Origin of the sequence: Paraburkholderia sp. DHOC27 (assembly GCF_003429005.1) — a bacterium.
In the GTDB taxonomy this organism is placed as follows: domain Bacteria; phylum Pseudomonadota; class Gammaproteobacteria; order Burkholderiales; family Burkholderiaceae; genus Paraburkholderia.
In genome coordinates this window covers 869,635-895,332 of record NZ_QVQV01000001.1, presented here as the reverse complement: position 1 = coordinate 895,332, position 25,698 = coordinate 869,635, and the positions used below count along the sequence as shown (strand labels likewise).

General features: G+C 64.3%; 19 protein-coding genes and 1 pseudogene. 9 read left to right on the top strand and 11 right to left on the bottom strand.

Going from position 1 to position 25,698, the window contains the following annotated elements:
• Positions 1–7: 7 nt before the first annotated feature.
• Positions 8–1,176, bottom strand: a pseudogene (locus D0B32_RS03895) (branched-chain amino acid ABC transporter substrate-binding protein).
• A 205-nt stretch (positions 1,177–1,381) separates the two neighbouring features.
• On the opposite strand from D0B32_RS03895, the gene D0B32_RS03890 reads away from it, so the two are divergent.
• The 4 genes from D0B32_RS03890 (at position 1,382) to D0B32_RS03875 (ending at position 6,885) form a co-directional block, all read left to right on the top strand.
• On the top strand, positions 1,382–2,281 hold the full coding sequence (locus tag D0B32_RS03890; protein WP_117333448.1) for a LysR substrate-binding domain-containing protein: 900 nt from the start codon (positions 1,382–1,384) through the stop codon (positions 2,279–2,281).
• A 284-nt stretch (positions 2,282–2,565) separates the two neighbouring features.
• Entirely contained in the window at positions 2,566–3,744 is a 1,179-nt protein-coding gene (locus D0B32_RS03885; protein WP_117332341.1) for an FUSC family protein, read from the top strand.
• 167 nt (positions 3,745–3,911) lie between these two features.
• On the top strand, positions 3,912–5,579 hold the full coding sequence (locus tag D0B32_RS03880; protein ID WP_117332340.1) for an ankyrin repeat domain-containing protein: 1,668 nt from the start codon (positions 3,912–3,914) through the stop codon (positions 5,577–5,579).
• A gap of 235 nt (positions 5,580–5,814) precedes the next feature.
• Complete coding sequence (locus D0B32_RS03875; protein WP_117333447.1) at positions 5,815–6,885, top strand: rhodanese-like domain-containing protein; 1,071 nt, start codon at positions 5,815–5,817, stop codon at positions 6,883–6,885.
• A gap of 105 nt (positions 6,886–6,990) precedes the next feature.
• Here D0B32_RS03875 and D0B32_RS03870 read toward each other — a convergent pair whose 3' ends face one another.
• The 4 genes from D0B32_RS03870 to D0B32_RS03855 form a co-directional block, all read right to left on the bottom strand.
• The gene (locus D0B32_RS03870; protein ID WP_117332339.1) at positions 6,991–7,614 is read right to left on the bottom strand and encodes a phospholipid-binding protein MlaC; all 624 of its coding nucleotides are present in this window, start codon (positions 7,612–7,614) and stop codon (positions 6,991–6,993) included.
• Positions 7,615–7,784: 170 nt separating this feature from the next.
• Positions 7,785–9,281: a CHASE2 domain-containing protein gene (locus D0B32_RS03865; protein ID WP_117332338.1), complete on the bottom strand. Its 1,497-nt coding sequence runs from the start codon at positions 9,279–9,281 to the stop codon at positions 7,785–7,787.
• Positions 9,282–9,318: 37 nt separating this feature from the next.
• The gene (locus D0B32_RS03860; RefSeq protein ID WP_117332337.1) at positions 9,319–9,888 is read right to left on the bottom strand and encodes an OmpA family protein; all 570 of its coding nucleotides are present in this window, start codon (positions 9,886–9,888) and stop codon (positions 9,319–9,321) included.
• Between the two features lie 92 nt (positions 9,889–9,980).
• On the bottom strand, positions 9,981–10,490 hold the full coding sequence (locus D0B32_RS03855; protein ID WP_117333446.1) for a FecR domain-containing protein: 510 nt from the start codon (positions 10,488–10,490) through the stop codon (positions 9,981–9,983).
• Between the two features lie 472 nt (positions 10,491–10,962).
• Here D0B32_RS03855 and D0B32_RS03850 point away from each other — a divergent pair, with 472 nt between their 5' ends.
• A complete protein-coding gene (locus D0B32_RS03850; protein ID WP_117332336.1) occupies positions 10,963–11,859 on the top strand; it encodes a fructose bisphosphate aldolase in 897 nt (298 codons plus the stop codon).
• Positions 11,860–11,901: 42 nt separating this feature from the next.
• Here D0B32_RS03850 and D0B32_RS03845 read toward each other — a convergent pair whose 3' ends face one another.
• The 6 genes from D0B32_RS03845 to D0B32_RS03820 are packed head-to-tail and all read right to left on the bottom strand — an operon-like array spanning position 11,902 to position 18,394.
• On the bottom strand, positions 11,902–13,236 hold the full coding sequence (locus D0B32_RS03845) for a BatD family protein (RefSeq protein WP_117332335.1): 1,335 nt from the start codon (positions 13,234–13,236) through the stop codon (positions 11,902–11,904).
• Positions 13,233–14,852, bottom strand: a complete 1,620-nt coding sequence (locus D0B32_RS03840; RefSeq protein ID WP_117332334.1) for a VWA domain-containing protein — start codon at positions 14,850–14,852, stop codon at positions 13,233–13,235. Before D0B32_RS03840 ends, D0B32_RS03845 begins: the two co-directional genes overlap by 4 nt.
• Positions 14,842–15,882 carry a VWA domain-containing protein gene (locus D0B32_RS03835; RefSeq protein ID WP_117332333.1) on the bottom strand — a complete coding sequence of 347 codons (1,041 nt, stop codon included), beginning with the start codon at positions 15,880–15,882 and terminating at the stop codon, positions 14,842–14,844. Before D0B32_RS03835 ends, D0B32_RS03840 begins: the two co-directional genes overlap by 11 nt.
• Entirely contained in the window at positions 15,869–16,417 is a 549-nt protein-coding gene (locus D0B32_RS03830; protein ID WP_259294867.1) for a DUF4381 domain-containing protein, read from the bottom strand. The genes D0B32_RS03835 and D0B32_RS03830 overlap by 14 nt, the downstream gene beginning before the upstream one ends.
• Positions 16,414–17,412, bottom strand: coding sequence for a DUF58 domain-containing protein (locus D0B32_RS03825; RefSeq protein ID WP_117332332.1), 999 nt, complete (start codon positions 17,410–17,412; stop codon positions 16,414–16,416). The genes D0B32_RS03830 and D0B32_RS03825 overlap by 4 nt, the downstream gene beginning before the upstream one ends.
• A gap of 16 nt (positions 17,413–17,428) precedes the next feature.
• Positions 17,429–18,394 carry a MoxR family ATPase gene (locus D0B32_RS03820; protein ID WP_220444916.1) on the bottom strand — a complete coding sequence of 322 codons (966 nt, stop codon included), beginning with the start codon at positions 18,392–18,394 and terminating at the stop codon, positions 17,429–17,431.
• A gap of 435 nt (positions 18,395–18,829) precedes the next feature.
• On the opposite strand from D0B32_RS03820, the gene D0B32_RS03815 reads away from it, so the two are divergent.
• The 4 genes from D0B32_RS03815 (at position 18,830) to D0B32_RS03800 (ending at position 25,653) form a co-directional block, all read left to right on the top strand.
• A complete protein-coding gene (locus D0B32_RS03815; RefSeq protein WP_117332331.1) occupies positions 18,830–19,984 on the top strand; it encodes a formylglycine-generating enzyme family protein in 1,155 nt (384 codons plus the stop codon).
• A gap of 174 nt (positions 19,985–20,158) precedes the next feature.
• Positions 20,159–21,148: an HAD family hydrolase gene (locus tag D0B32_RS03810; RefSeq protein WP_404935534.1), complete on the top strand. Its 990-nt coding sequence runs from the start codon at positions 20,159–20,161 to the stop codon at positions 21,146–21,148.
• 147 nt (positions 21,149–21,295) lie between these two features.
• On the top strand, positions 21,296–22,909 hold the full coding sequence (locus D0B32_RS03805; protein ID WP_404935533.1) for an arylsulfatase: 1,614 nt from the start codon (positions 21,296–21,298) through the stop codon (positions 22,907–22,909).
• Positions 22,910–23,040: 131 nt separating this feature from the next.
• Positions 23,041–25,653, top strand: coding sequence for a fused MFS/spermidine synthase (locus D0B32_RS03800; protein ID WP_404935513.1), 2,613 nt, complete (start codon positions 23,041–23,043; stop codon positions 25,651–25,653).
• Positions 25,654–25,698: the final 45 nt, after the last annotated feature.

Sequence of the window (25,698 nt, the reverse complement as noted above, 5' to 3'; positions counted from 1 at the left end):
CTCTCCGTTACTTGGCAGCGGTCTGCTGGGCATTGCCCAGCACATCCACGACCGACCAGCCGCCGTTCTGCACGCGGTAAATGGTGTACGCCGGATCGCGCAGATTGCCTTCGGCGTCGAACGCAATCGGACCCGTGATGCCCGTGCGGTTGATCGTATGCAAGGTGGCCACCAGTTTCGCGGGATCGAGCGAGTTGGCCTGCTGCGTGGCTGCGATCAATGTGGCGGCGGCATCGTAGGCGAACGGCGCATACAGTTCGATGGGCTGGTGATAACGCGCGCGGTAAGCCGCGTCGAATGCCTGACCGCCCGGCATGCTGCTGAGCGAGCGGCCCGGGTCCAGCGCGGTCACGCCTTCGCCGTCGGGACCGGCCAGATGCAGGAAGGTCTGACTGACGAAGCCGCCCGCGCCGAGCAGGGTGGCGTGCATTTGCAGTTGATGCATGCGGCGCACGAGCGGCGCGGCTTCCACGTCGACGCCGCCGAGGAAGATCAGGTCGGGATTCTTCGCCTTCAGTTCGGTGAGCACGCCGCTGTAGTCCGTAGTCTTGTCATCCACATACTGATGATCGATCACGGTGCCGCCATTACTCTCCACCCCTTTGATGAACTGCGTGGCAAGGCCCGAACCAAACGACGTGCGGTCGTCGATCACCACGATGCGCTCGCTTTCAGCGTCTTGACCGCGTAAGCGCCCGCATCGCCGCCGCCGATGTCGTCGTGCCCGATGATGCGAAACGCCGTGTTGTAGCCCTGCTGCGTGTACGGATGTCCCGTTGACGCAGGCGCGATCTCTGGAATGCCCGCCTCGTGATAGACGCGCGACGCCGGCAGGCTGCACCCTGTGTTCCAGTGACCCACCACGCCGATCACGTGCTGATCCACGAGTTGCTGCGCCACCGTGACCGCCGTGCGCGGATCGGCCTGATCGTCGGCTGTGACCAGTTTGTATAGCACCGGCTTGCCATTGATGACGGGATGCTTCGCGTTGGCGTCGTCGAGCGCGAGTTGCGCACCGTTCTGCAGATCTTTGCCGGTGCGGGCCGAGGGCCCGCTCAACGGTCCTGCGAGGCCGATCAAAACGACCTGGTCATTCTGGGCGTGGGCAACCTCAGCCGCGCCGAAGGTCAGAGCGGCCGCAAACGCGAATAGCAGCGGTGAAAGTGTTTTTTTCATGGTGTGGGGACAATCTTGATTGCGTGTGGAAGAGTCAAGCCGTCATCTCAGGTACATGAAAAATACTAAGCAATCGCGTTCCACGCGCTAAATACCCAATCGTAAATACCTTATACCGGACGGCGTCTGAATGCCTGAAAGCCTTGTCAGTCAAGCGTTTCACGATCACAAACAAGCACAAACAACCTTCGATATAATTCCATACATGAAAAATATCGAACAATTCGGCAACGATCCACCGTTGCGCGCCGTGCGTGCCTTCGAGGCCTTCGCGCGACTCGGCACGGTGACGGCGGCGGCGGCCGAACTGGACATTACGGCCTCGGCGGTGAGTCACCAGTTGCAGTTGCTCGAATCGTTCGTGCAGACGCCGCTCACGGTGCGCAAGGGCCGCGCGCTCGTCCTGACCGACGAAGGACGCGACTACTACCGCTCCATCAGCACGGCCTTTTCGGTGTTGCGCAGCGCGACCGGTTTCGTGCGGGACCGCTCGTCGCTGCGCCAGATCACTATTAGCCTGATTCCGCTGTTCGGCATGGGCTGGTTCATTCCGCGCCTCCAGAGTTTTCTCTCCGCTAACGAAGACGTGGATGTCACCGTGCTGTACGCCAATCACCGCAACTACCGCAGTGATGCGGCGGATCTGTCGATCCGCTTCGGCACCGGCGAGTGGCCCGGCTACCACAGCCAGCGTCTGATGTCGGGTGCGGTGGTGCCTGTGTGCAGCGCCACGTTTCGCCGCCGTCATGGTCCGTTGCGCAAGCCCGCTGATCTGGCGCACGTGCCACTGGTGCACGACGAGGACCGCAGCACATGGGTGAACTGGTTGCAGCGAGCGGGCGTGCGTCACGTCACGCGCACGGTCGGCCCGCTGTTCGAGGATGGCCAGCTCACGCTCGCCGCGACCCGGGCGAGCCTGGGCGCGGCGCTGCTGCGCGCGCCGTTGATTGCCCGCGAACTGGAATCCGGCGAACTGGTGAAACTGTTCGATCAGGAACTGGACGATGGCCGCCATTACTATCTATGCAACCGCGCCGACACCGATCTGCCCGACGGCGCGCAACGGCTCGCCGCGTGGCTGCTGGAGTCGATGAAGCAGCGATAAAACAGCGATGGCGCAGCGAAGGCCGCCATGAACCACTCGGATAGCAAAGCCAACGCGGGATAAACTGTGGCCTGGCTCAGTGGCAAGGGTCAGTGGCATGACCAGAGACCAGGCCTGATTGCAGCGCCGCTGCACGAAACGCGTAGTGCTTCTTGCAGTGCTTCTCAATGGAGCGCCCTGACGATGCGCTTGAACTGCTCTCTTCCATGCAGACTGCCCCTCACGCTGGCGAGTGCACGGGTCCGCGTTTGCCGTGTGGGTGGCACACGCCGGCGGCGGCACCCATGACGTTCCTGAGCACGCTGGCACAACTCTCACGAGCCGCCGTCCTCGCACTGGGACGCGAACTCGCGGCCTGGAAGCCGTCTCCGTCACGCGCAAGCTTCGCCGCTGCCGCCGTGCTTTCGGTAGCGCTCTCCGTCGCACTCGCCAACGCCCTGAATCTTTCCGACACCTGGTGGGCGGCCATCACCGGCTTCGTCCTCATGCAAACCACCTTCGCCAGCTCTGTAGAGCGTTCGGCGTACCGCATCATGGGTACGGTGATCGGCGCCGCGCTCGGCACCATCATTGGGCCGTGGCTCGGCGATCGTCCGTGGTTCTTCGTGCCCGCGATGGCGGCCATCGGCGGCGTGTCGGTCTATCAGGCCAACGGCCTCAAAGCGTCTTATGCGTGGATTCTCGGCGGCGTCACGGCGCTGATGGTGACCTACGAGGCGCACAAGTTCGCCTCCATCCGTGAGACCGCGTTATTTGCGGCACTGCGCGTGGCCGAGGTCGCGGTGGGCACATTCTCCTGCCTCGTCGTGGCGAGCCTGTTCTACTTCGGACCGAAGTGGTATCGGCGAGCGCGGGCCGGCGCGTCCCTCAACCACGCAGCCGGCAGCGCTTCCGCGTCCTCTGCCAGCGCGGCCCCCACGCCGCCGACGCAAACCTCGCAAGCCATTCGCACGCTGCTGGGTGTGCAGGCCGCGTTGTCCGTCACGATCCTCGCCATCCTCACCTACGTCTGGCACACGCCGGGATTCGCGCAAACGATGGTGACCGTGATGGCGGTACTGCTCCTGCCGGCGGGTCTTACGGCAGACATTACGCAGCAACGCGTGCTGGAAAAGATGGTCCAGCGCGTGGCCGGTTGTCTGCTGGCCGGCGCGCTCGCGCTGGCCTTGCTGCCGCTGATGCGCGGCGAGGCCGTGCTGTGCATGCTGGCCTTGTCGATTGGCGTGTGGCTCGGCTGCCATGTACAAACCGGTCGCGAAGGCGCCAGCTACGTGGGCCGGCAATTCACCATCGCGTTCATCATCGTGTTCGTGCAGGACCATCACTGGTCGGCCGACCCGCTGCCCGCGCTCGAGCGGCTCACCGGCATCCTGATCGGCATCGTGGTGCTGGCGCTCGTGATGATCGCCACCAGCAAGCGCCCGTTTGTGACGGCGCATACGCAGAGCGACGAAGTGACCTAGCTTGACGCCACCTTCTTCCGTCGCATAGCATCCCGGATAGCGGTACAGGCCGCTTCCGGGTCCGCGGAAAGGGTTGAACCCACCTGTCGCAGCGCCTTACCTCTCACACCATCCTTTGTGCTGGCGGTATTGCGGACCTTCGGCCATTCAATGCACGAGGATCCGTCATGAACAAGCTGCCTCCCAGAGCCAGTCTCGATCACCTGAAGAAACAGGCCAAGACGCTACTGCGTCTCTATCGCGACGGCGACCCCACCGCCACCGCACGCTTCACCCAACATCTCCCCGCCGCCGCGCATCGTACGCATAGCGAAGTAATCGCGCTCGATCTGCGCCTGCACGATGCGCAGTCGTGCATCGCGCGGGAGTATGGCTTCGCGTCATGGGCGGATCTCGCCTTGTACGTCGAAACCAGTGCATTCGCGCAGCGCGAACAGGCCGTGCTGACACGCCGCTGGCTGGGCCTTGTGTATGGCGGCGACGTCACCGGCAGCTACGACGCGGCACGGCCACGGGTTGCCGCGCAACTGCTTCAGGAGCACCCGGCCCTGCTCGAAGCGGATGCATTCGTGGCCTGCGCTGCGGGACATCTCGACGGCATCTCGCGAGCCTTGACGGCTGATCCGGCGTGGCTCGATCGCGCGGGCGGCGCGCTGAATCTGCCGCCGCTGGTCGCGGTGACGCACTCGCAACTCGGACGACTGCCCGCGTTCACCGCGCATCTGCGTGACTGCGCGCAACATCTCCTGCAAGCGGGCGCGAATCCCAATCAGCGCATCGGCAATCGCTTTCCGCCCGCATCGCTGGCACAGCCGGATGAGCGCGAGCCGCTCTCCGCGCTATATGGAGCAGCCGGCGTAATCCGTGATCCGGCGCTCACTGAAATACTGCTGAAGGCCGGCGCCGATCCGAACGATGGCGAGTCGCTGTATCACTCGCTGGAAAATCCGGACTGCACGCGCTTGCTGCTTCAGCACGGCGCGCGCGTGGCCGGTAGCAACGCATTGTGGCGCGCGCTCGACATGCCCGACCCGCTTGCCCTCGAGTTGTTGCTGGCGCACGGCGGCGACGCCAACGAAGCGCCAATGGGCGAGACGTTGCGGGTATGGGGAACGCCGCTTCTGCGTGCGATCGCACTACGCCGGTCGCCGCGTCATGTGGCGGCTTTGCTGGCGGCGGGCGCCAATCCCCACGCGCGCACGCCGGCTGGCGTAAGTGCCTGGCGGCTGGCCGTTCAGCTCGGTCTGACGGACATCGTCGAGACGTTGCGCACGTATGGGGCGCAAGAAACCCTGACCGCCGAAGATGAGTTCGTGGCCGCCTGCGCGCGCGCTGATGCGGTCGAAGCGCGCCGCATTCAGGCACGGCATCCGGAGCTGCCGGGCTCGCTATCGGCGGATCAGTTACGGCGGCTGCCCGACACCGCCGCGTGGGGATCACGCGGCGCGGTCGAGGTCATGGTCGAACTCGGCTGGCCCATCGCCACACGCGGCGGCGACTGGGACGCATCGGCTCTGAACCATGCGGTGTTTCATGGCGACGCGGCATTGACAGCCTTTCTGCTCGCGCACGGCGCAAGCTGGCGCGAGACCCAGGGTTTCGGCGACGACGTGCTCGGCACCCTGTCGTGGGCCTCGCTCAACGAACCGGAGCTGGCGCTCGGGGGCGACTGGGTGGGCTGCGCTCGCGCGCTCATCGCAAGCGGCGTTTTGCAGGCCGGGCGCGATTCCGCTAACCCGGAGCGGCTGCTGATTGGTGGCCAGTCCCGACGGTTCTCCGACGCGGTCACGGAAGCCTTGCTGGAAGCTGCTCCTGCTACGCCTGCAGCGGAGTGACGGGCGGCGGTGCGAGCTTGCCGTGGCGCGAAGTCATGTCGCCTCGCGAGCCCGCATCTGTCCGGGCGTGCCTCGCGTGTTCCTCGCGTGTCCGTTGTATGCACGCGCGCCCGTCGCATCGCCACTCGAATCGCTCCAATGCCGTGTTTTTGTTCTACGCTATCAGTGCGGCGTGGGGACGTCGCCGCACGCTTCGCACTCTCATGTGCTTCACCAACCACGGAGCCACTTCGTGTTGATCTTTCGCCAGCTATTCGATCAGCAATCCTCCACTTATACCTACCTGCTTGCCGATAGCGCCACGCGCGAGGCCGTGCTGATCGATCCGGTCTTCGAGCAGGTGCGCCGCGAGACCGCGCTGCTCGACGAGTTGGGCTTGCGGCTTCTCTACACCATCGACACGCACGTCCACGCCGATCACGTGACCGGCGCATGGATGTTCAAACGCCGTACAGGTAGCCAGATTGCGATTTCATCGGCAAGCGGCGCCGAAGGCGCGGACCGTTATCTGCAACACGGTGACCGGTGCGAGTTCGGTGCGCTGCATCTGGAAGTACGCGCCACGCCAGGCCATACGAATGGATGCATCAGCCTCGTCCTCGACGACCAGAGCATGGCGTTCACAGGCGATTGTCTGCTGATACGCGGCACGGGCCGCACCGACTTCCAGCACGGCGACGCGCGCGCGATGTTCCGCAATGTGTACGAGCAGCTTTTCACGTTGCCCGAAAACTGCCTGCTGTATCCGGCTCACGACTACCGCGGCTCCACGGTCACGAGTGTCGCCGAGGAGCGGCGCTTCAATCCGCGTCTGGGCGGTGAACTGTCGGAAGATGATTTTGCCGGCTACATGGCGAATCTGAATTTGCCGCATCCGAAGCAGATCGACTTTGCGATGCCAGCCAATCTCGCCTGCGGCATGACCGCCAACGACCCGACGCAGCGCGCCGAACCGCAATGGGCGCCGCTGACGTACACCTTCGCGGGCATCTGGGAAATCGCGCCGCAATGGCTCGAGGAAAATCTCGGCGCAGTGCAGCTCATCGACGTGCGCGAGCCCGATGAATTCGACGGCCCGTTAGGGCGCATCCCCGCTGCGCGGCTCCTTTCGCTCGGCAATCTGGCGGCGCGCGCGGATGAACTGAACAAGGATAAGCCGATCGTCACCGTGTGCCGCGCGGGCGGCCGCTCGGCGCAAGCCACTGTGATCCTGCAACGCGCCGGTTTCGCAGCGGTGGCCAATCTCGCGGGCGGCATGCTGCGTTGGCGCGCGGAAGGCCGCGCGGTTGAAAACGGCAGCATGTAGGGCTGCCGGCCGGCGAGCACGCTCGAAAAACTGGAGCCGTGCTCGCCAGAGACGGATCAAAAACTCAAGGGCGCGCGACAAACGTCAAGAATCAAACCCGCGCCTTCACTGCTTGCCCGACGCGAGTTGCTGGTTGCGATCCGAGAGAAACTGGATCAGTCCATCCACGCCGCTTTGCTGGATCTTGTCGCTGAACTGCTGCCGGTACGTCTGGATCAACCACACGCCGAGCACGTTCAGGTCATACAGCCGCCAACCTTCCGGCGTGCTGTACAGGCGGTAGTCGATCTCGGCGGGCTCGCCGTTGCGCGTAGCAATGGTACGCACCACCACGTCCGTATCGCCTGGCGCGATATGGATGGGCGGGTAATCAATCTGCAGATCAGCGCGCAACTGACCGATGGCGCCCGAGTAGGTATAGATCAGCAGCTTCTTGAACTGGTCCACCACTTCCTGCTGTTGCGCCGGCGTCGCGGTACGCCAGTAACGGCCCATCGCAAACGCGGTGGTGCGGCGAAAATCGGTGTAGGGAAGAATGTCGCGGTTCACGATATCCATGATGCGCGGAATATCGTCGGGCTGGATGGCGCGCGTGCGCACCTCGTTGAGAATCTGCTGCGTCGCGGTCTTGATGAGAAGCTGCGGATTGGATTGGTCTACTTGTGCGTAAGCCGCGTTACCGAACGCGAACAAGGCAGCGCAAAGAGTCAGAAGAGAGAGCGTCTTCATGGGCAAGATCCTGGCTGGATGGATTGTCGTGCTGCAGCGCTAGTATCCCTTATCAGATTGAAACGCGTTGCCGAGGTGCATACCGCTTACGCGCACGTCACCTGCGCGCACGTGCCCACGCACATCTCGCCGTTGCCTCCCGGGCAAAGCTCCGTTGCACGCACACGGCCTCAGGGCCCTCGCGCCTTGCCGGCAGGTTCGCGGGCGCGTTCGTTGTTGTCTTCACGCTGCTGCGCGAGCGCCGCCCCGGTACGGGAGCGTTCCACCACCTGCAGCAAGGTGCGCGAAAAAAAGCAGCCCATGACCGCTGACAGTATGATGAAAATCGACGCCGCATCGACCAGCAGCCCGAAGCGCTTGAAAATGAAGAAGCAGCACACCGCGTTGACCAGATGCAGCAAAAGACCCAACACGGTGGATGCCTTGGGGACGGTTCGCATGAACACCGCAATCTGCGAGCGCGGGCGCGGCACGTACCAGATGATCGCCAGTCCGAACGTCATGATGAACGCGCTTTCCGCCCATTTCAGCCAGGCAGGCCGGCGCAGAAAACGCCCCTCGACGATGGTCTCGATCACCTGCGCCTGAATCTCGATGCCCGGCACCAGTTCGCCCAGCGGCGTGGTGCGCATGTCGGTGACGCCGGAGCCCGTCAGGCCCACCAGGATCAGTTTGCCGCGAATCCGCTCCGGATCGACCTTGCCTTGCAGGATGTCGCGCGCGGACACATAACGGTTGAGCGTCGAGCGGATCGACGCGAAGTGCAGCCAGATATCGCCGCTGTGCTGCGTCGGCACGTCCACGTCCGCCACGCCCACCGCCTGCACGCCGGAGGGGTCGGCGTAGACATCGAGCGCGGCGGAACCTGTGGCAAGGCGCAGCATTTCCATCGGCAAACTGGGCACCAGCTTGTCACGCAGTCCCATGATGAGCGGAAAGTGCCGCACCACGCCCTGTTCCAGCGAGACGCTCAGCATGGCCTCGCCGTGCGCCGCTGCCTGCAGTTCGGGCAGACTGGCGAGGACGTAGTCGAAACGCTGCACCTGGTCCAGTGGATCGCTGCCATGCACGACAATCGGTGCGCTGCGCAGATCGGTCATGGCGCCGAACACGTCGTGATCGAGCGCCGCCGCTCCGAGGATGGTCGGCGCGGCGCGCAACGAGCCCGCCAGAATGGCCTCGTGACTGGGCAGCGCTCGCAGGCCGGCGGCCAGGCTCGCCGCCGAGGCCGGCAGATTTGCGGCCACCTTGTCGGGCGAGGTTTGATCGGGCTCGGGCATGTAAATGTCCAGACCAATGGCGAGCGGCTTCTGCGCGGCGATCGCATCGATCAGGGTGGCCAGGCGGTTGCGCGGCCACGGCCATTGGCCGACCGTCGCCAACGTTTCCTCGTCGATCTCGACGATGGTCACAGGCTGCGCCGTCGGCACGCGCGGAAAGCGGCGTTGATACTGATCGAACAGCAGTTGCCGCGCCGCCTTGAACGAGTCGGGCAGCGCGTCGTCCAGCGCGCCCACCACCGCCGGGCGCGGCAGATCGCTCGGCCATTCGCTGGACAGGTTGATCAGGCTGAGGCCGAGCAGCACCGCCAGCGCCATCGGACGCCCTTGGGAAATCCACACCAGCCGCCTGATTCGATCGAGCCACAGGTCGCAGAAGCGTTTCATCACGAGAAAAGCCGTGCGGCGCCGCTCACCGGCGCCCTCATTGAATGGTGATGACGGCGCGCCGGTTCATGTGATTGGGCACGCCATCCGCCGTGGGCACCAGCGGCTCGCGCTTGCCGCGCGCAGCGGTCTCGATCTGCTGGGCCGGGATGCCTTGCTTGACGAGAAACGCCGCGACGGTTTGCGCGCGCCGCATCGCGAGTTTGTCGTCGAAATCCTGCGAGCCGGCCAGATCGGTGTGGCCGACCACCTGGACCTCTGGTGCTGGCCACGTCGCCAGCACCGCCTTGAGTTGCCTGACCGTCGCGGTGGACTCCGGCGCCAGTTCCGTGGCGGAATCGAACAGGAAGAAAATCGTGAACGTCACGGGGCGCGGCGGCCGCGCCGCGAGCAGATCGGCATAGCGTCGTTGCACGACCGCCTGACTGTCCATCGTGGTCTGGATGGTGCCGCTGCTGGAGACATCCACGCCGGCGTACGCCTTGTCGATGGTCTGCTCGCCGGTAGCGCTATGGACGATCACCGCACCGACCTTGCCCTGCGGATCGGGCAACAGAATGATCTTGTCCGGCGGCGTTCTGCAAGCGGCGAGCACTAACAGCATCATGCACGCCGTGGCGCCGCCTGCGATGCATCTCGCAACGAATCTCGCGACGCATCGCCTGGCTCGGGCCGGCACGCGGCTTCGGCTGGCGGCCTTCAATGTTCGTCCCCTTTGCCGCCCACCTCGATGATGAATTCGGTGCCGCGTACGCCGAGCGTGGTGGTCGGCGTGCTGAAGCGCACCGCATCGGGATTCGCTTTGGCGAGCTTGCCGGAGATCACCGCCAGCGAGCCGCGTTTGACGGTGGCGTCGAGCACGCCATCGTGCGTCGTGGTGTTGAAGGCAAACTTGTTCAGTTCGAGGACGGTATCCGCGCCGGCCGAGAGTTGCGTGCTGTCGCGCAGCGTAATGCCGACCGAGGACAGCGGGCCGGTCACGATGCGATCGCTGCCATACACCTCGCTGCCGACGGCCGCGCCCGCATTGCCCGCGGGCCGCTCGATCTGCACGGTGCCCTTGAGGGTCTTGACGACACCGGCCGCGTCCTGGGTCGGGGTTTGTGCCTGGGTCGGGGTCTGGTTCTGAGCCGGGGTCTGGGCCCCGCCGCCCACGGTCACGCATCCGCCCACGATCAGCAACGCACAGCGGATGGCTTGGAGACGCATCGGTGGCACCTGATTGCGTAAGCGCTGCATGGGGCGAATTGCGCGGGCCTTCAGCCGTTCGAGCCTTTTCAGCCCTGCCAGAAACGGCGGCTCCGCAGCACGGGTCAGCGTAGGGTTGCGTCCTGCATGGCTCTGTGCGCTACCCCTCATTTCGCGGCAAGACTTGCCGCTGGGCGCGCGGTTGGGCCCTCTGACCACCCGTTTTTGCCATCCACGGAAACGATCCCCGCTGTTGCTGCAATTTGTGCAACGCCCGCGCCTTCCAACTGTCATACGTCTGAAAGACTGACGGGCCGCGCTTGCGGCGCTGGCGGCAGGCGACATCATCTTGCCTCCTGCGGCGCGCCCGGTGCGCCTCGCTACATCGGGTCTGGCATTTGCATTACCATCGGTACCGTGAGCGCGTTGATGCACTATGTCCCGACCACCCGTGCTGGTCCGAATTTCGTTTTATGAAAAGGGAGAGACGATCGTGGCTGATGTGAAGATGCTGAAGCAGGTATGTGAGAAAGAGGGCTTTTTTGCCGCGCTGGACCAGAGCGGCGGGTCGACGCCTGGCGCCCTCAAGTTGTATGGCATCCCCGAAACCGCTTACAGCGGCGATGCCGAGATGTTCAAGCTGATCCACGAGATGCGCGTGCGCATCATCACTGCACCGGCCTTCACCGGCGAAAAGGTGATCGGCGCCATTCTGTTCGAAGCCACCATGGACGGCGAGGCCAATGGCACGCCGGTGCCAACCTTCCTGTGGAAAGAGCGCGGCGTGGTGCCGTTTCTCAAAGTGGACAAGGGTCTGCAACCCGAAGCGGACGGCGTGCAGCTCATGAAGCCGATCCCCGGCCTCGACGCCTTGCTCGAACGTGCCGGCAAGCTGGGCATCTTCGGCACCAAGATGCGCTCGGTCATTACGCAGAACTCGGAGAAGGGCATTGCCGCGATCGCCCAGCAGCAATTCGAGCTGGGTGCGCAGATCGATTCGCACGGCCTCATGCCCATTCTGGAACCCGAGGTGTCGATCAAGAGCCCGGACAAGCCGGGCGCCGAATCGACCCTGCGCGCGGAACTGCTCAAGGGTCTCGACGCGTTGCCGGATAACCGCCAGGTGATGCTCAAGCTGACCATCCCCGACGTGGTGGACTTCTACAAGCCGCTCATCGACCACCCGCGCGTGGCTCGCGTGGTGGCGCTGTCGGGCGGCTATACGCGCGGCGACGCGTGCCATCGGCTCTCGTTGAATCACGGCATGATCGCGAGTTTCTCGCGTGCCCTGATCAACGAACTCAAGGTGTCGATGAGCGACAGCGAGTTCGACGCCACGCTGGCAACAGCAATCGACGAGATTTATCAGGCGTCGGTTGTGAAGGCTTGAGGTAGCGGCCGCAAGGGAGCGGGCGCGCGAAGCCCCCTCCCTTCAATACTTGTTCAATGGAGGAAGCGCGGACTGTTCGCCCCGCGTTTTCCTCCCACGCTTCACACCGCGCCGCAGCGTATCTCGCGCTGCCCGCCACTGATCGCCTGATTCAGTCACGCCCGCATAGTGGCGATTGACCGCCTCCCGCAAAGGCCCGAGTCCATCCTGTCCTTCCGGTTGATTCAACGTGGCGGGATGCTGAAAGGCATCGCTTTTGTCCATCCAGCGGTATAGCGCCGGAATGATTTGCTGCGGCACGCCTTCGCGCGTGGCGCGCTGCAATGCTCGCCAGGCGGGACCCGGACCGTCCGCATGGCGACGTCTCACGGCGGCCACCATTCCATGCAGCCGTTGCCGCCATCGCAGCAGGCGCGGAAACGCCCACACGCACGCCAGCATCGCCAGCAACCCCAGGCCCACGAATACGAGTGTTTGGCGGTCGATCACGATGATCCGATGCGCCGCCCCACGCGTGAGCGAATCGACCGGAATCGAGAACACCGGCTTTTCCGCTGCCGCTATCGCCCGCACGCTCACGGCCGGCAACACGATGGTTTCCTTGCGCTGACTCGCGGTGTTCCACCATTCAATGCTGAGCGCCGGCAACTCGAACGTGCCGGCACGCTCGACGCGATAGCTCACGGTGTCGGTCCGCTCACCCGCCACGAGGCCCGCGCGGTCCTCGACGATGTCGCGCGTCGTCGCATGCCGAGGATCCTGTTCGAGGCCCGCGACCTGCGCGAAGACGACCGGCGGAATCAGCATGGACTGCGTGCCGCTCGCGCGCTGCGTGACGGTGCGTGTGATGCGGTCGCCCACTCTCACCGGCTGTTGCGGCGATTCGATGTGTTGCGTGGCTGTCAGCTTTTGCGTCGGGAAGAAGGTCCGCATGCCTTCCGCGCCGGGCGGCACCGTGGCGGTGAAACTCTGCACCGGCGTCATCACCTGCACTGGGCCGCTCGTCTGCCCCGGATGAACCGTGATCGCAAATGGCGCGATCTCGAACGCGCGTGCGGTCTGCGGCACGATTCGGTAAGCGCGGCTCACGCCAAACCAGTCCACGCCGTCAATCACCTCGTGCAGATTCTCCGCCTGCTCGTCGGGAAGACTGACAATCGCGCCAGGCAATTCGAACAGCGGCCAGTCTGGCGCTTCGGTGAACCAGGTGGTGGTGAGGCAATCCACGACGAGTTTGATCTGACTCCCGGCCACCACTGCGCCGGCGGGTTCGAGGTGTGCGCGCACCTTCACCTGCGGTGCAGCGTCCGCGTGCGCAACGCTGATCGCCAGCAGCATCAACAGACACACCCGGCAGATCAGACGCAACAGTTTCATGGCGTCCCCGCATTCTGTGCACCCGACTCCTGCTCGAAGCGCTGACGCAGGAACGTGGCCGGCGACATGTTGAGGCTGCGCATCCACACATCTTCGGACGGCACCGGAATCAGCGTGCTTTGCTCGATGCCGCCTTTTTTCTTCTGCATCTTCACGTCGTCGGATTCTTCGTCTTCCTCATCTTGTTGCGGATCCTGCTTCGGTTTCTTCAGCAGTTGCCGCATCAACTGACGGTTGAGCGCCGCCGCCCGCAAGCTCGGATCGAGCGCCAGCGCATTGTCAAAGGCTTTGACGGCGCCTGGGTAGTCTTCGAGATGCGCGAGCGTATTGCCGATATAGAAATACGCCTGCGCGGTGTGCAGGCGTGAAAACGTTTCCAGCGCACCCGTGTAGTCGCCTGCCAGATATTGCGCGCGGCCCTTCCACATGGGATCGTCGAAACGTTGCGCGGCGGTTTTGAAATCGCCATGCTCGAAGCTCCAGCGGCCTTGCTGATCGTGTGTCGCAAACAGGTCCTGCCAGCGCCACGAGGCTGCCTCGGCATGACGCGGCACGGCGCCAAATGCGAGCGCCAGCAAAAACACCGGCAGCCATTTGACGGTCCAGCCACGCCGGAAGCTCAAGAGTCCCAGCAACAGCAGCGGTACGATCAGCCAGTAGCCCGACTCCTTCCAGCGCGCCACGCGCTTCGAATCGTCCGCAGCGGCGAGCCAGGCACGCGCACGGTGTTGCACCCACTGCACGTCGTCGTCATCGGCGCGCAGACTGGCGAGCGGAATACCGGCTTCGTCGGCCACCTTGCGGATCGCCTCGGCGTCGAAGCTGCCCACGAGTGGATGACCTGCGGCATCCATCACGACCCGTCCTTCCGAGCCGCGAATCGGCGCGCCGTCAACGCTGCCCACCGCGAGCCACAGCAATTGCTGATGGGACGCCTGCGCTTTTTGCACGAAGGCGTCGGCATGCTGCGCATCGAAGCCATCGCTGATGAATACAATCGTGCCGGCGATAGGCTCATGCCCCGCCGCTCCGCCTTCCACCGTTTGATGCGCCAGCAGCCGTTCGGCGACGTCGAGTCCGGCGCTCACGTTCTTGCCGCTTTCCGCCAATAACGCAGGCGAAAGCGCCGGCACGTACAGTTGCAGCATCGCCGGGTCTTCGGTGGGCGGGATGACCAGATGCGCGGTGGAGCCGAACACCACCAGTCCCGTGCGCGCCCCTTTGCGCGCAGCGGCGATATCGAGCACCTTCTGTTTGGCGCGTTCGAGCCGGGTGGGCGCGACGTCCGTTGCGTCCATCGAAGGCGCCAGTTCGAGCACGATGACGAGCGGCGCCCGGTCCTGGGTGAACGGTGGCCGTTCCTGTTGCCAGGTGGGTCCGGCCACGGCGATCGCGCCCATGCCGATCAGCAGCGCGAGCGTATGCACGGGCTGCAAGCGCCGCCGCGCGGCATCGCCCACGATCAGATGCTCCAGCAATTCAGGTGCGATGAGGTTGCGCCAGCGCGCCCGCACGTCATTGCGGCGCCACCAGAACAGCGGCAACAGTACGGCCGGCACCAGCAGCAACAGCCACCACGGCCGCAAAAAGTGGAAGGCGGTGAGATCAATTTCCACGACTGACCTCGCCGAGCGGCATCTGCGCCGGAAGCACTTCGTGGCGCGGTGCGCGCAACAAGGCAATCAGGAGTGCCACGCAGTGATATAGCGTGAACAGCAGCAATGCCACGGCGAGCGGAACCCAGAAAAAATCGCGCTGCGGCCGGTAGATTTCGCGCTTCACTTTTTGCGGCGTGATGCGGTCGAGCGTTCTGTACACGTCGACCAGATCCTGCTCGTTACCTAGTGCCTGGAAAGCGCGGCCGCCCGTGATGTCGGCGATATGCTGCAAGGCTTCGAAGTCGACGCGGTCCTCGCCGGTCGCCTGCGGGTCGCCTATGCCGATGGTGTGGATGGTGAGCTTGTGGCCCTTGGCGATTTCAGCGGCCTGTTCGGGGGGAATCGCGCTCGCCGTGTCGTTGCCATCGGTCAGCAGAATCAGCACTTTTTCCGGCGCGGGCGAATCGTCCATCAGCTTCACCGTCAGGCCAATCGCATCGCCAATCGCCGTGCGCGGACCGGCCATGCCGATCTGCATCTGGTCCAGCAGCACGAGCACGCTGCCGTGATCCAGCGTCAACGGGGCTTGCGGATACGCCGCCTGGCCGAACACCACGAGGCCGATACGATCGCTCTGGCGATGCGCGACGAAGTCTTTCACCACGCGTTTGACCGCCGTGAGACGGTCCGTGCGTTCGCCGGTCGCGGCGCTCACGAAATCGCGCGTACTCATGGATTGCGAGAGGTCGATGGCCAGCATCAGATCGCGCGCCGGCTCTTCATAGGTCACGGGCGGCTCGACGTACACGGGCTTCGCCGCTGCAACGACCAGCAACGTCCACAGCAGCGGCATCATCAGGCGTTGCAGCCAGTTGCTGCGCAAACGCACCCCGCCTGGCGCGGGCGTTTCACCCGCCGCTTCGGCCAGTTCGTGGAAAAACGGCACACGTACCGCAGAGGCCGTGGTGCGATACGCGGGCACCAGCCACCAGACCAGAATGGGCAGCGGCAGCAGCAGGAACGCCCACGGGAAATCAAACTTCCACATGATGATGCTCGATCCAGTCGCGCACCGCGCCGACCAGCGCAGCCGCTTCGCCTTGCGACACCGCCGCGATCCGCTCGTTGGGCGCATAACTGACGAGCGCGAGCAGCGCGCCGGTTGATTCGTCGAAGCTGGCGTGGGTGCGTTTGAGAAAAGCGAGCCACGCGTCGCCGGTCAGCGCCGCGACCCGCTCGCGCGGCGTGGCGGCCAGCGAGGCGCGCTTGACGAGCGGTGCAATCGCCGCCAACGCCGCGACGCGCTGCACCGGATCCTGCAAGTCCGCTTCGAGGCGCGCGAGCTGCGCAAGCGCGACGCGCCGGTAACGCCGCTTCACGTGACGTCGCCAGAGCGCCCACGCGAGGCCCATCAGCACGATCACCAGCAGGATTGCCACACCCACCCAGCCGACGGTTTGCGGTGTCCACGAAACCCGCGCGGGCAGCGGCAATTCCTGCAACGGCTGCAGGATGCCGGGCGTATCGGCGGGTGCGAGGCTTGCGTTAGCCCCTTTGGATGCCAGATCGAGCGGCGCATTCACAGGCTGCTCCCCAGCGGCAGACGCGCCCGTTGTCCAAACAGGCGCCGGATCTGCTCGACGACCGGTTCGTCCGTCGATAACGCCATCAGCGGCACGCCGCTCGCGCGCAGCAGCGCCGCGACTTCAGCGGTGCGCGCTTCGAGCCGGCTGGCAAGCGGCATGCGCACGCGTTCGTTGTCGATCCGCAGCTCGACCTGCAACTGCCCTTCGCTCACCACCAGCGCGCGATGCTCCGGCATGCGTTGCCAGAGCGGATCGAAAATCATCCCTGCGATCACGTCGTTGTGTCTGGACAGTTGCCGCAGTAATTGGCGCGTGCGCTCACCCGCGCCGGCGAAGTCACTGAGCACGCAGATCAGATAGTCGTGTCCCGCCAGATGCAGCACGCCTTCGAGCGCCTTGTTCAACTGCTCGTAGTCGGTTCGCAAAGCGCTCTCCGCGTGCAGTGCGCTGTTCATGCGCGCGATCTCACCGAACAGCGTCTTGATGCGACTGCGGCTGCGCAAGGGCTTCACACGCACCACCGAGGTATCGTCGAAGATTACGCCGCCCACCCGGTCTCCAGCGGCAAAACCCATCCACACCGCCAGCGCGGCAGCCTCAGCCGCGATCACGGATTTGAAGGCACGGCTCGAACCGAAGAACATGCTCATGCGCTGATCCACCACCACCAGCAGCGGACGGTCCCGCTCTTCCGTGTAGGTGCGCACCTGCGCCTTGCCGAGGCGCAGCGAGACCTTCCAGTCGATGTGACGGATGTCGTCGCCCGGCAGATAGCCGCGAATCTCCTCGAAGTTCAGGCCGCGCCCGCGCAAACGCGACGCGTGATTGCCCGAGAGAATGCTCGACACCGGCGGCGGCGCGACGAAGCTCAAGCCCCGTGCGCGAAACTCGAGCTTCGCGAGATGCGCAGCATCGACATACACGCTGCCGATTGCATGGCTCGTGCCGCTCGCGTGGCCCACGTCGTTCGCCGCTCCGGACACCGCCGCCATGCTCACCCTCCTCGATTCAGGCCGGCACCGCCACCTTTTCGATCAGGCGGTCGATCACCTGGTCCGCCGTGACGTTCTCCGCATTCGCATCATAGGAAAGAATCAGGCGATGCCGGAGCACCGGGTGAATCACCGCGCGCACGTCGTCGGGTACCACGAAGTCACGCCCCTGCAACCACGCCTGCACCCGTCCAGCGCGATCGAGGCCAATCGCGCCGCGCGGACTGGCGCCAATCTCGATCCACCGGCCAAGCTCGGCATCCAGTTCGCCCGCATGCCGTGTGGCGTTGACGAGCGAGACGATGTAATCGTCTATGGCCGGTGCCACGGCAATCTCGCGCACGGCTCGACGTACCGCGAAAATCACGTCCTGCGACAGCGTGCCGACGGGCTCCGGCGTTGCCGTGCTTTCGCGCCTGAGAAGACGCAGCATGTCCCGCTCGCTCTGCGGCGCCGGATACGTAATCAGCACTTTGAGCAGGAAGCGGTCCATCTGTGCCTCGGGCAACGGGTACGTGCCCTCCTGCTCAATGGGATTTTGCGTCGCCATGACAAGAAACAGTTCGGGCATCAGATGCGTCTTGCCCGCCACCGACACCTGGCGCTCTTCCATTGCTTCGAGCAGCGCGGCTTGCACCTTGGCGGGCGCGCGGTTGATTTCGTCGGCGAGGATCAGGTTGCCGAAGATCGGCCCGGGCTGAAACAACAGCGCGCGCTCCGTGCCGGCCTGCAACAGCGTCTCCGCGCCGGTGATGTCCGAGGGCAGCAGGTCCGGCGTGAACTGGATGCGCTTCATGGTGGCCGCGAGACGCGCGGCGATGGCCTTCACGGTGCGTGTCTTGGCGAGGCCGGGGAGGCTTTCGAGTAGCACGTGTCCGTCTGCCAGCAGAGCAATCAGGATTTGCCGGACCACCGCGTCCTGCCCGACGATGGCCTGATTCACGCTTGCTTCGAACTGCAGGATAGTTTCACGCATCGCGATCAATTCGGCTCATCGTTTCAGTTTTTTGGCAACCGGACTATGCAACCCTGTTTTCACGGTAACGCACGCTCTCCGCTTCGTCAAAGCGTTTGCAATCATTTAAAAAAAACGTGAAATCCCCCCGTAAACTTGCTAGTCTCAATTGGCGCGTTAGTTAGTTATTTAGTCGTTCCAACGTTATCAGATGTCGCGCCCGCGGCCATCATGCCAGTTCAGGCATATCGCACGGTGATGCTTTTTAGTCGCTGTAAAACCGATAATGCGGTGACAGCAGTGCGAAGCTTTCGTGACTGTCGCCGCGCGGCCAATGCAGGCGTTTCTGGACCCGAGGCCATGAGCATGCGGAAAGAGACATCTGTCACACCACGAACCATCAACGCGCGGACCCCGCACGCGTCGCGCTCGCCATTGTCCGCTGCAAAACGCTATCGCACGATGCTGCTATGGGCCGCCGCGCTCGTCGTGTTGCCAGCGTTGATTGGCGGCGCGGTGACATGGGCCGTCAGCACCCACACCCGCGCTTCCGGCATTCACGTGGTCTATGGCGACGGCACGCACGGCCCATTGGGCATGGCGTGGGTGCCCGGCGGCGAGTTCATGATGGGCAGCGACTACAAGATGGCCCAGCCCAATGAACGTCCGGCGCACAAGGTGCGCGTACACGGCTTCTGGATGGATCGCCATCACGTTACCAATGCGGAGTTCCGCAAGTTCGTCGCCGCCACGGGTTACGTCACCACGGCCGAGAAAAAGCCGGACTGGGACACGCTCAAGGTGCAGTTGCCGCCCGGCACGCCGCGCCCGCCCGATAGCGCACTGGTGCCCGGTGCGATGGTATTCGTCGGTACGGATCAACCTGTTTCGCTGGATGACTACTCGCGTTGGTGGCGCTATGTGCCCGGCGCCGACTGGCGTCATCCAGTGGGACCGGACAGCAATATCAACGGCAAGGACGATCATCCGGTTGTTCAGGTGTCCTATGAGGATGCGCAGGCGTATGCGAAGTGGGCCGGTGGCCGGCTGCCCACCGAGGCCGAATGGGAGTTCGCAGCGCGCGGCGGTCTGGATCAGGCCACGTACACGTGGGGCGACCAGTTCACGCCCGACGGCAAGCAGATGGCCAACGTGTGGCAAGGTCAGCAGGCGCAACCGTTCCCGGTGGTCAGCGCCAAGGCGGGTGGCGCGCTCGGCACGAGCCGCGTGGGGAGTTTCCCCGCCAATGGCTATGGCCTCTCGGACATGACCGGCAACGCGTGGCAGTGGGTGGCCGACTGGTATCGCGCGGACCAGTTCCGCCGTGAAGCGGCCAACGACACCAGCGTCATCGACAACCCCACGGGCCCGAGCGCCGCGTGGGACCCGGCCGATCCCGGCGTGCCGGTGGACGCGCCCAAGCGCGTCACGCGCGGCGGCTCGTTTCTCTGCAACGAGGCGTACTGCCTGAGCTACCGGCCAAGCGCGCGGCGCGGCACCGATCCGTACAACAGCATGTCGCATCTGGGCTTTCGCATCGTCATGGACGAAGACGCGTGGAAGAGCAGCCCCGCCGCCCAACAGCAGGCCAATCGCGCCGCGACGCCTGGAGGATAAATACGCAGTCCTGTTTCTGATCCTGACGCTTCATCCGTTGCGGCGCAGACCGCAGCGTGCCACGCATAAGGGAGTCGGATGGAATGCTTCGCTAGTCGCGACTGGGTCCGTCGCGCGTTCGGCCGGGCTGGCCGTGCCAGCGTAGGCGCGACGTTCGCGCTGTATTGCGCGTTGATGTTGACGTCGGCGTTAACGCTGACCATGAGCGGCTGCGCCAGTACGGGCGCGACTCAAACCGCCTCAGCCGATCCGCTGCCGTCGTGGAACGACAGCGCGCCCAAACATGCCATCGAAAAGTTCGTCGCCGACGTGACCCACGACGGTTCGCCGAATTACGTGCCGCCCGAGCAGCGCATTGCGGTGTTCGACAACGACGGCACCCTGTGGAGCGAGCAGCCAATGCCCGTTCAGTTAGTTTTCCTGCTCGATCAGGTGAAGGCGCAGGCACCGAATCATCCCGAGTGGAAAAGCAACCCGGCGTACAAGGCGCTGGTCGATCACGACGCGAGCGCGCTGGCCGCGCATCAGAAGCAGTTGCTGCAACTCATCGCGCTCGCCAACAGCGGCATGACCACCGACGAGTATGACCAGACCGTGCGCGACTGGCTGGCGAGCGCACGTGATCCGAAGACACATCGCCCGTACACCGAACTCGTTTACCAGCCGCAGCTCGAATTGCTCGCCTACCTGCGCGCCAACGGCTTCAAGACTTACATCGTATCGGGCGGCACGATCGAATTCATGCGGCCGTGGACCGAGAAGGTGTACGGCATTCCGCCCGAGCAGGTGATCGGCTCTAGTCAGGTCGTGAAATACGAACTGCGTGACGGCAAGCCAGTGCTCCTGCGTATGCCCAAGCTCGACTTCGTCAACGATGGTGCAGGCAAGCCGGTGGGCATCTACCGCAACATTGGACGCCGCCCGATTCTCGCCTTCGGCAACTCGGACGGCGATCTGCAAATGCTCGAATACACCGCTGGCGGCAGCGGTGAATCGCTCGAACTGCTGGTGCATCACGACGACGCTGCCCGCGAATTCGCGTATGACCGCGATTCCCGTATGGCCAAACTCGACAAGGCATGGGATGAAGCACTCGCGCACGGCTGGACCGTCGTAAGCATGAAGAGTGACTGGAACACGGTGTACCCGGCAGCAAAGCAATAGCGGCAAACCCGCAAGGCCTGCAGAGGGGCACGGGCAGACTGGAGTCAACTCCATTGGAGCCATACGATGAGACCGTTCCTTCGAAAGAGGTGCTACGCAGCCGGGGTTGCGCTGCTCGCCCTCACTGCGGTATGTGCGTTGATCCTGATGCCCGCGGGCGAGGTGCCCGCGCAGACCGCGCCGGCCAAAAGCGCGGCGGCGCCGGCTCCTCAGCCTGGTTCACAACCGGCCGGCAAGAACAGCAACAAACCCAACATCCTCGTGATCTTCGGCGACGACATCGGGCAGTCGAACCTCAGCGCCTATACGCATGGCCTGATGGGCTACACCACGCCTAACATCGACCGCATCGCCAGCGAAGGCATGATGTTCACGGATTACTACGCCGAGAACAGTTGCACGGCGGGCCGCTCGTCGTTCATCACGGGGCAGACGCCGCTGCGTACGGGACTCTCCAAGGTCGGCGCGCCGGGCGCACCCGTGGGGCTGCAAAAGGGTGACATCACCATTGCGCAGGCACTCAAGGCACTCGGTTACGCCACCGGACAGTTCGGCAAAAACCACCTCGGCGACAAGAACGAATATCTGCCGACCAACCACGGCTTCGACGAGTTCTACGGCAACCTGTATCACCTGAACGCCGAGGAAGAACCCGAGCGTCCGTACTGGCCGAAGGACAAGAGCGATCCGTTCGTGAAGAACTTCTCGCCACGCGGGGTGATCCACAGCACGGCGGACGGCAAGGTCGAAGACACCGGCCCGCTCACCACCAAACGCATGGAGACCATCGACGATGAGACCGGCCAGCACGCGGCGGACTTCATCACGAAACAGGCCAAGGCGGGGACGCCGTTCTTCGTGTGGATGAACTTCACGCGGATGCACATCTTCACCCATGTGCGGCCGGAATATCGCGGCAAGAGCGGTATGCCCGGCAACGAATACGCCGATGGCATGTGGGAGCACGATCAGGATGTCGGCAAGTTGCTCAAGCTGCTCGACGACCTGAAGATCACAGACAACACGATCGTGGTCTACACCACGGACAACGGACCCAATATGTTCAGCTGGCCCGACGCCGCCATGACGCCGTTCCGCAGTGAGAAGGACTCGAACTGGGAAGGCGCGTTCCGCGTGCCGGCGATGGTGCGCTGGCCAGGCCATATCAAGCCCGGCTCGGTTTCCAACCAGATGATTTCCGGGCTCGACTGGTTCCCGACCCTGCTCGACGCGGCGGGTGACACCGGCGTCAAGGACCGTCTGCTGAAGGGCTGGACGCCGAAAGCCGGTGGCACCGCGTTCAAGGTGCACCTCGACGGCTACGACCAGTTGCCCTTCCTGACCGGTAAAACGACCAAAGATCCACGCACCGAGTTCTACTATTTCGACGACGACGGAGACCTCGTCGCGATGCGCTGGGATCAGGACGGCATGGCGTGGAAAGCGGTGTTCTGCGAGCAGCGAGCGCCCGGGAATCTGAACATCTGGGAGGATCCGCTGGTATGTCTGCGGCTGCCCAAGATTTTCAATCTGCGCATGGACCCCTATGAGCGAGCGGATATCACCTCGGATCAGTACAGCGACTGGCTCGTGAAAAACGCCTATCTGACCGGTATCGCAACGATGAAGGCGACGGTCTTTCTACAGACCTTCGTCGCCTATCCGCCGAGCCAGCGGCCCGCGAGTTTCAGTGTGGATGGCGTGAGACGGCAGGTCGACAAGAAGATCGACGAGTCGTTCAGGAAGCGCGGCCTCGAATGAGCATCCCGTTAGCGCCTCTCTCACCGCACCCGCGAGCGATCTGTCTGCGGGTGCGCTTAAATCTGGATGCCGCGCATGATCCCTTGTATGACTCGCCGTGACCTGGTTATGCCACCTCCCACGATCCGCCTATGACAGATAGCCTGGCCACCCAAGCGAAAACCACCCGCCGCGAACGACGCGAGCGTGAGCGTGCACAACGCCGCGACGCACCGGTTGCGACTGCGACCGAGCAGGCTACGCCGTACGCCCTCCCCGTTGCATGGCCGATGTTGCTGCTGCTCGTGTCGGGCGCTGCGTCGCTGATCTATCAATTGCTGTGGATCAAGCAACTCTCGCTGGTGGTCGGCGTCGAAGTGCAGGCGGTGACGATCGGCATCAGCGGCTTTTTTGCAGGCATGGCGCTAGGCGGATGGCTATTCGGGAAGCTCGCGGACCGCAGCGCGCGACCTCTGCTGCTTTACGCCGCGCTGGAAGGCGGCGCGTTGCTGCTGGCGCTGGCGTGCACGTTCGGCCTCGCGCACGCGGCGCTGTTGTTCGTCACGTTGCAAAAGCTGACGGGGCCGCTGGCATGGGCACTGCCGTTTGCGCTCGTCGGTGTGCCTGCCATCCTGATGGGTGGCACGCTCCCCGTGCTGATGCGGGCGCTTGCGCCGCGAGAAAATCTCATCGGACACGCAGGCGCGCGGCTGTATGCGGCCAATACCGCGGGTGCGATCGCGGGCACGCTCGTCGCCCCGTTCGTGCTTATTCCGTGGCTTGGCGTGCAGGGCGCTGCGTGCGCGGCCGCCGTGCTCAACTGCGTTGCCATGCTCGCGGCGCTTTTGCTGGCACCCGGCGGCCGTGCTCGCGTCGCGGAGCGTGCGTTTGCCTCTGTTGACGCTCGCAGCGCTGACGACACGTCCCCCACCGCGCACCAAGCCCATCTCGCGCTCGTGATCTACGCACTCGCCGGTGGAATCGGCCTCGGCTACGAGGTGATCTGGTCGCAAACCATCGTGCAGTTCATCGGCACGCGCAGCTTCGCCTTTGCGGTCGTGCTCGCCACCTATCTGCTCGGACTGGCGCTCGGCAGCGCGCTGGTGGCGCGGCGTGTCGACCGCGCCCGTGATGCGTGGGGCTCATTCGGCTTGCTAATCGCCGCAGCCGGTGTGGTCGCGCTCGTCGAACTCGCTGTATTGGGTCAATGGTTGCCGCGCTGGCAAGCGGACGCTGCACAAGCCGTGATGAATGCGACCGGCAATCTGCTCGCCACCATGTGCGCACGTTTTGCCGTGGCGAGCCTCGCCATCGTGTTCGTCCCAACGGTGCTGCTGGGTGCCGCGTTTCCGTTTGCGTTGCGGCTCACGGTCCACGCACGCCGTACCGGTCGCGACGTCGGCGCCGTGGTTGCGCTGAATACCGCTGGCGGCATTGCCGGCAGCCTGCTGGCGGGATTCGTACTGCTCCCCGCGCTCGGGCTCATCCATGCGCTCGCGGCGCTGGCCATCCTCGCGAGCGTCCTCGGTCTGCTCGCTGTGTTCGGTGGCCACGCCATGCAGCGAGGCGCGCGCTGGGGCGTGCCGCTGCTCGCGGCCCTAGCGGTGATTGCGTCTATCCTCACTCCCGCCGACCGGCTCGCCGCGATGCTCGCCACCGCTCACGGCGGCGCGCTGCGTTTCTACGAGGAGAGTGCCGGCGGCACGGTTGCCGTCATCGAACAGACGTCTGGCGACAATCACTTCAACCGTTTATATATTCAAGGTGTCTCCAACTCCGGCGATGCCATGACGTCGCTGCGCTACATGCGCATGCAAGCGCTGTTGCCCTTGCTCATCCACCGTGACACGCCACGCTCGGTGCTCGTGATTGGTCTCGGCACCGGTATTACGAGCGGCGCGCTGCTGACGTGGCCCGGACTCGAACAACGGGTGGTGGCCGAACTGCTGCCCGCCGTCGTGCGTGCCTCGGCCCAGTTCAAGGGCAACTACGGCGTCACTAACGATCCACGGGTGCAGATCCGTTTGCACGATGGGCGGCATGAACTGTTGAGCAGCACGCAACGCTACGACCTGATTACGCTGGAGCCGCCACCGCCTTCGGCCGCCGGCATCGTCAATCTGTACTCATCCGATTTCTACCGCCTGGCGGCTTCCCGGCTGAACGACGGCGGCCTGGTCGCGCAATGGTTGCCGCTCGCCACGCAAAACGAAGCGGACACGCGTTCGTTGATCAAGAGCTTCGTGCAGACCTTCCCGTATGCAACGCTGTGGACCACCGAGTTGCACGAGATGATGCTGGTGGGTTCGATGCAACCCATCACGCTCGACCTGCCAGGAATTCGCGCCCGCTTCGCGCAGCCTGAAGTGGCAAAGGCATTGGGTGAAGTGGGTATCGCCTCGCCGGCGGCCTTGATGTCGACGTGGGTCACCGACCGCGCCGGTCTGGAGTATTACGCGGCCGACGCGCCCGAGGTAACGGACGACAAGCCGCGTATCGAATACGCCAAATGGGTGGATGAGCGTGAGTTTCCTCGCGTGCTGGCGCGCCTGCTCGCGCTGCACATCGAGCCGCCGGTCGTCGGCGCGGACGACGCATTTCGCGCCGCCATGCAAACCGAACAGGGCACCCTCCAGACCTTCTACAAGGCTGCGCTGGATGCCTACCAGGGAGACCGTGGTGCATGGCAAGACGATATCGCGCGCGTCATGCAGGCAGACGGAGACAATCCGTACTACCGATGGTTTGTCGGCATGGGTGGCTAGGCAAGCGCATGCGCTCGCCAATCACAGCATGACGTTCTCCTGAGA

What these genes read in the sequence shown, in the direction of transcription:
- D0B32_RS03890 (WP_117333448.1), top strand. Translation starts at nt 1,382, where the DNA reads ATGAAAAATATCGAACAATTCGGCAACGATCCACCGTTGCGCGCCGTG.
- D0B32_RS03885 (WP_117332341.1), top strand. Translation starts at nt 2,566, where the DNA reads ATGACGTTCCTGAGCACGCTGGCACAACTCTCACGAGCCGCCGTCCTC.
- D0B32_RS03880 (WP_117332340.1), top strand. Translation starts at nt 3,912, where the DNA reads ATGAACAAGCTGCCTCCCAGAGCCAGTCTCGATCACCTGAAGAAACAG.
- D0B32_RS03870 (WP_117332339.1), bottom strand. Translation starts at nt 7,614, where the DNA reads ATGAAGACGCTCTCTCTTCTGACTCTTTGCGCTGCCTTGTTCGCGTTC.
- D0B32_RS03865 (WP_117332338.1), bottom strand. Translation starts at nt 9,281, where the DNA reads ATGAAACGCTTCTGCGACCTGTGGCTCGATCGAATCAGGCGGCTGGTG.
- D0B32_RS03860 (WP_117332337.1), bottom strand. Translation starts at nt 9,888, where the DNA reads ATGATGCTGTTAGTGCTCGCCGCTTGCAGAACGCCGCCGGACAAGATC.
- D0B32_RS03855 (WP_117333446.1), bottom strand. Translation starts at nt 10,490, where the DNA reads ATGCGTCTCCAAGCCATCCGCTGTGCGTTGCTGATCGTGGGCGGATGC.
- D0B32_RS03845 (WP_117332335.1), bottom strand. Translation starts at nt 13,236, where the DNA reads ATGAAACTGTTGCGTCTGATCTGCCGGGTGTGTCTGTTGATGCTGCTG.
- D0B32_RS03835 (WP_117332333.1), bottom strand. Translation starts at nt 15,882, where the DNA reads ATGTGGAAGTTTGATTTCCCGTGGGCGTTCCTGCTGCTGCCGCTGCCC.
- D0B32_RS03825 (WP_117332332.1), bottom strand. Translation starts at nt 17,412, where the DNA reads ATGGCGGCGGTGTCCGGAGCGGCGAACGACGTGGGCCACGCGAGCGGC.
- D0B32_RS03815 (WP_117332331.1), top strand. Translation starts at nt 18,830, where the DNA reads ATGCTGCTATGGGCCGCCGCGCTCGTCGTGTTGCCAGCGTTGATTGGC.
- D0B32_RS03810 (WP_404935534.1), top strand. Translation starts at nt 20,159, where the DNA reads ATGTTGACGTCGGCGTTAACGCTGACCATGAGCGGCTGCGCCAGTACG.
- D0B32_RS03805 (WP_404935533.1), top strand. Translation starts at nt 21,296, where the DNA reads ATGCCCGCGGGCGAGGTGCCCGCGCAGACCGCGCCGGCCAAAAGCGCG.
- D0B32_RS03800 (WP_404935513.1), top strand. Translation starts at nt 23,041, where the DNA reads ATGACAGATAGCCTGGCCACCCAAGCGAAAACCACCCGCCGCGAACGA.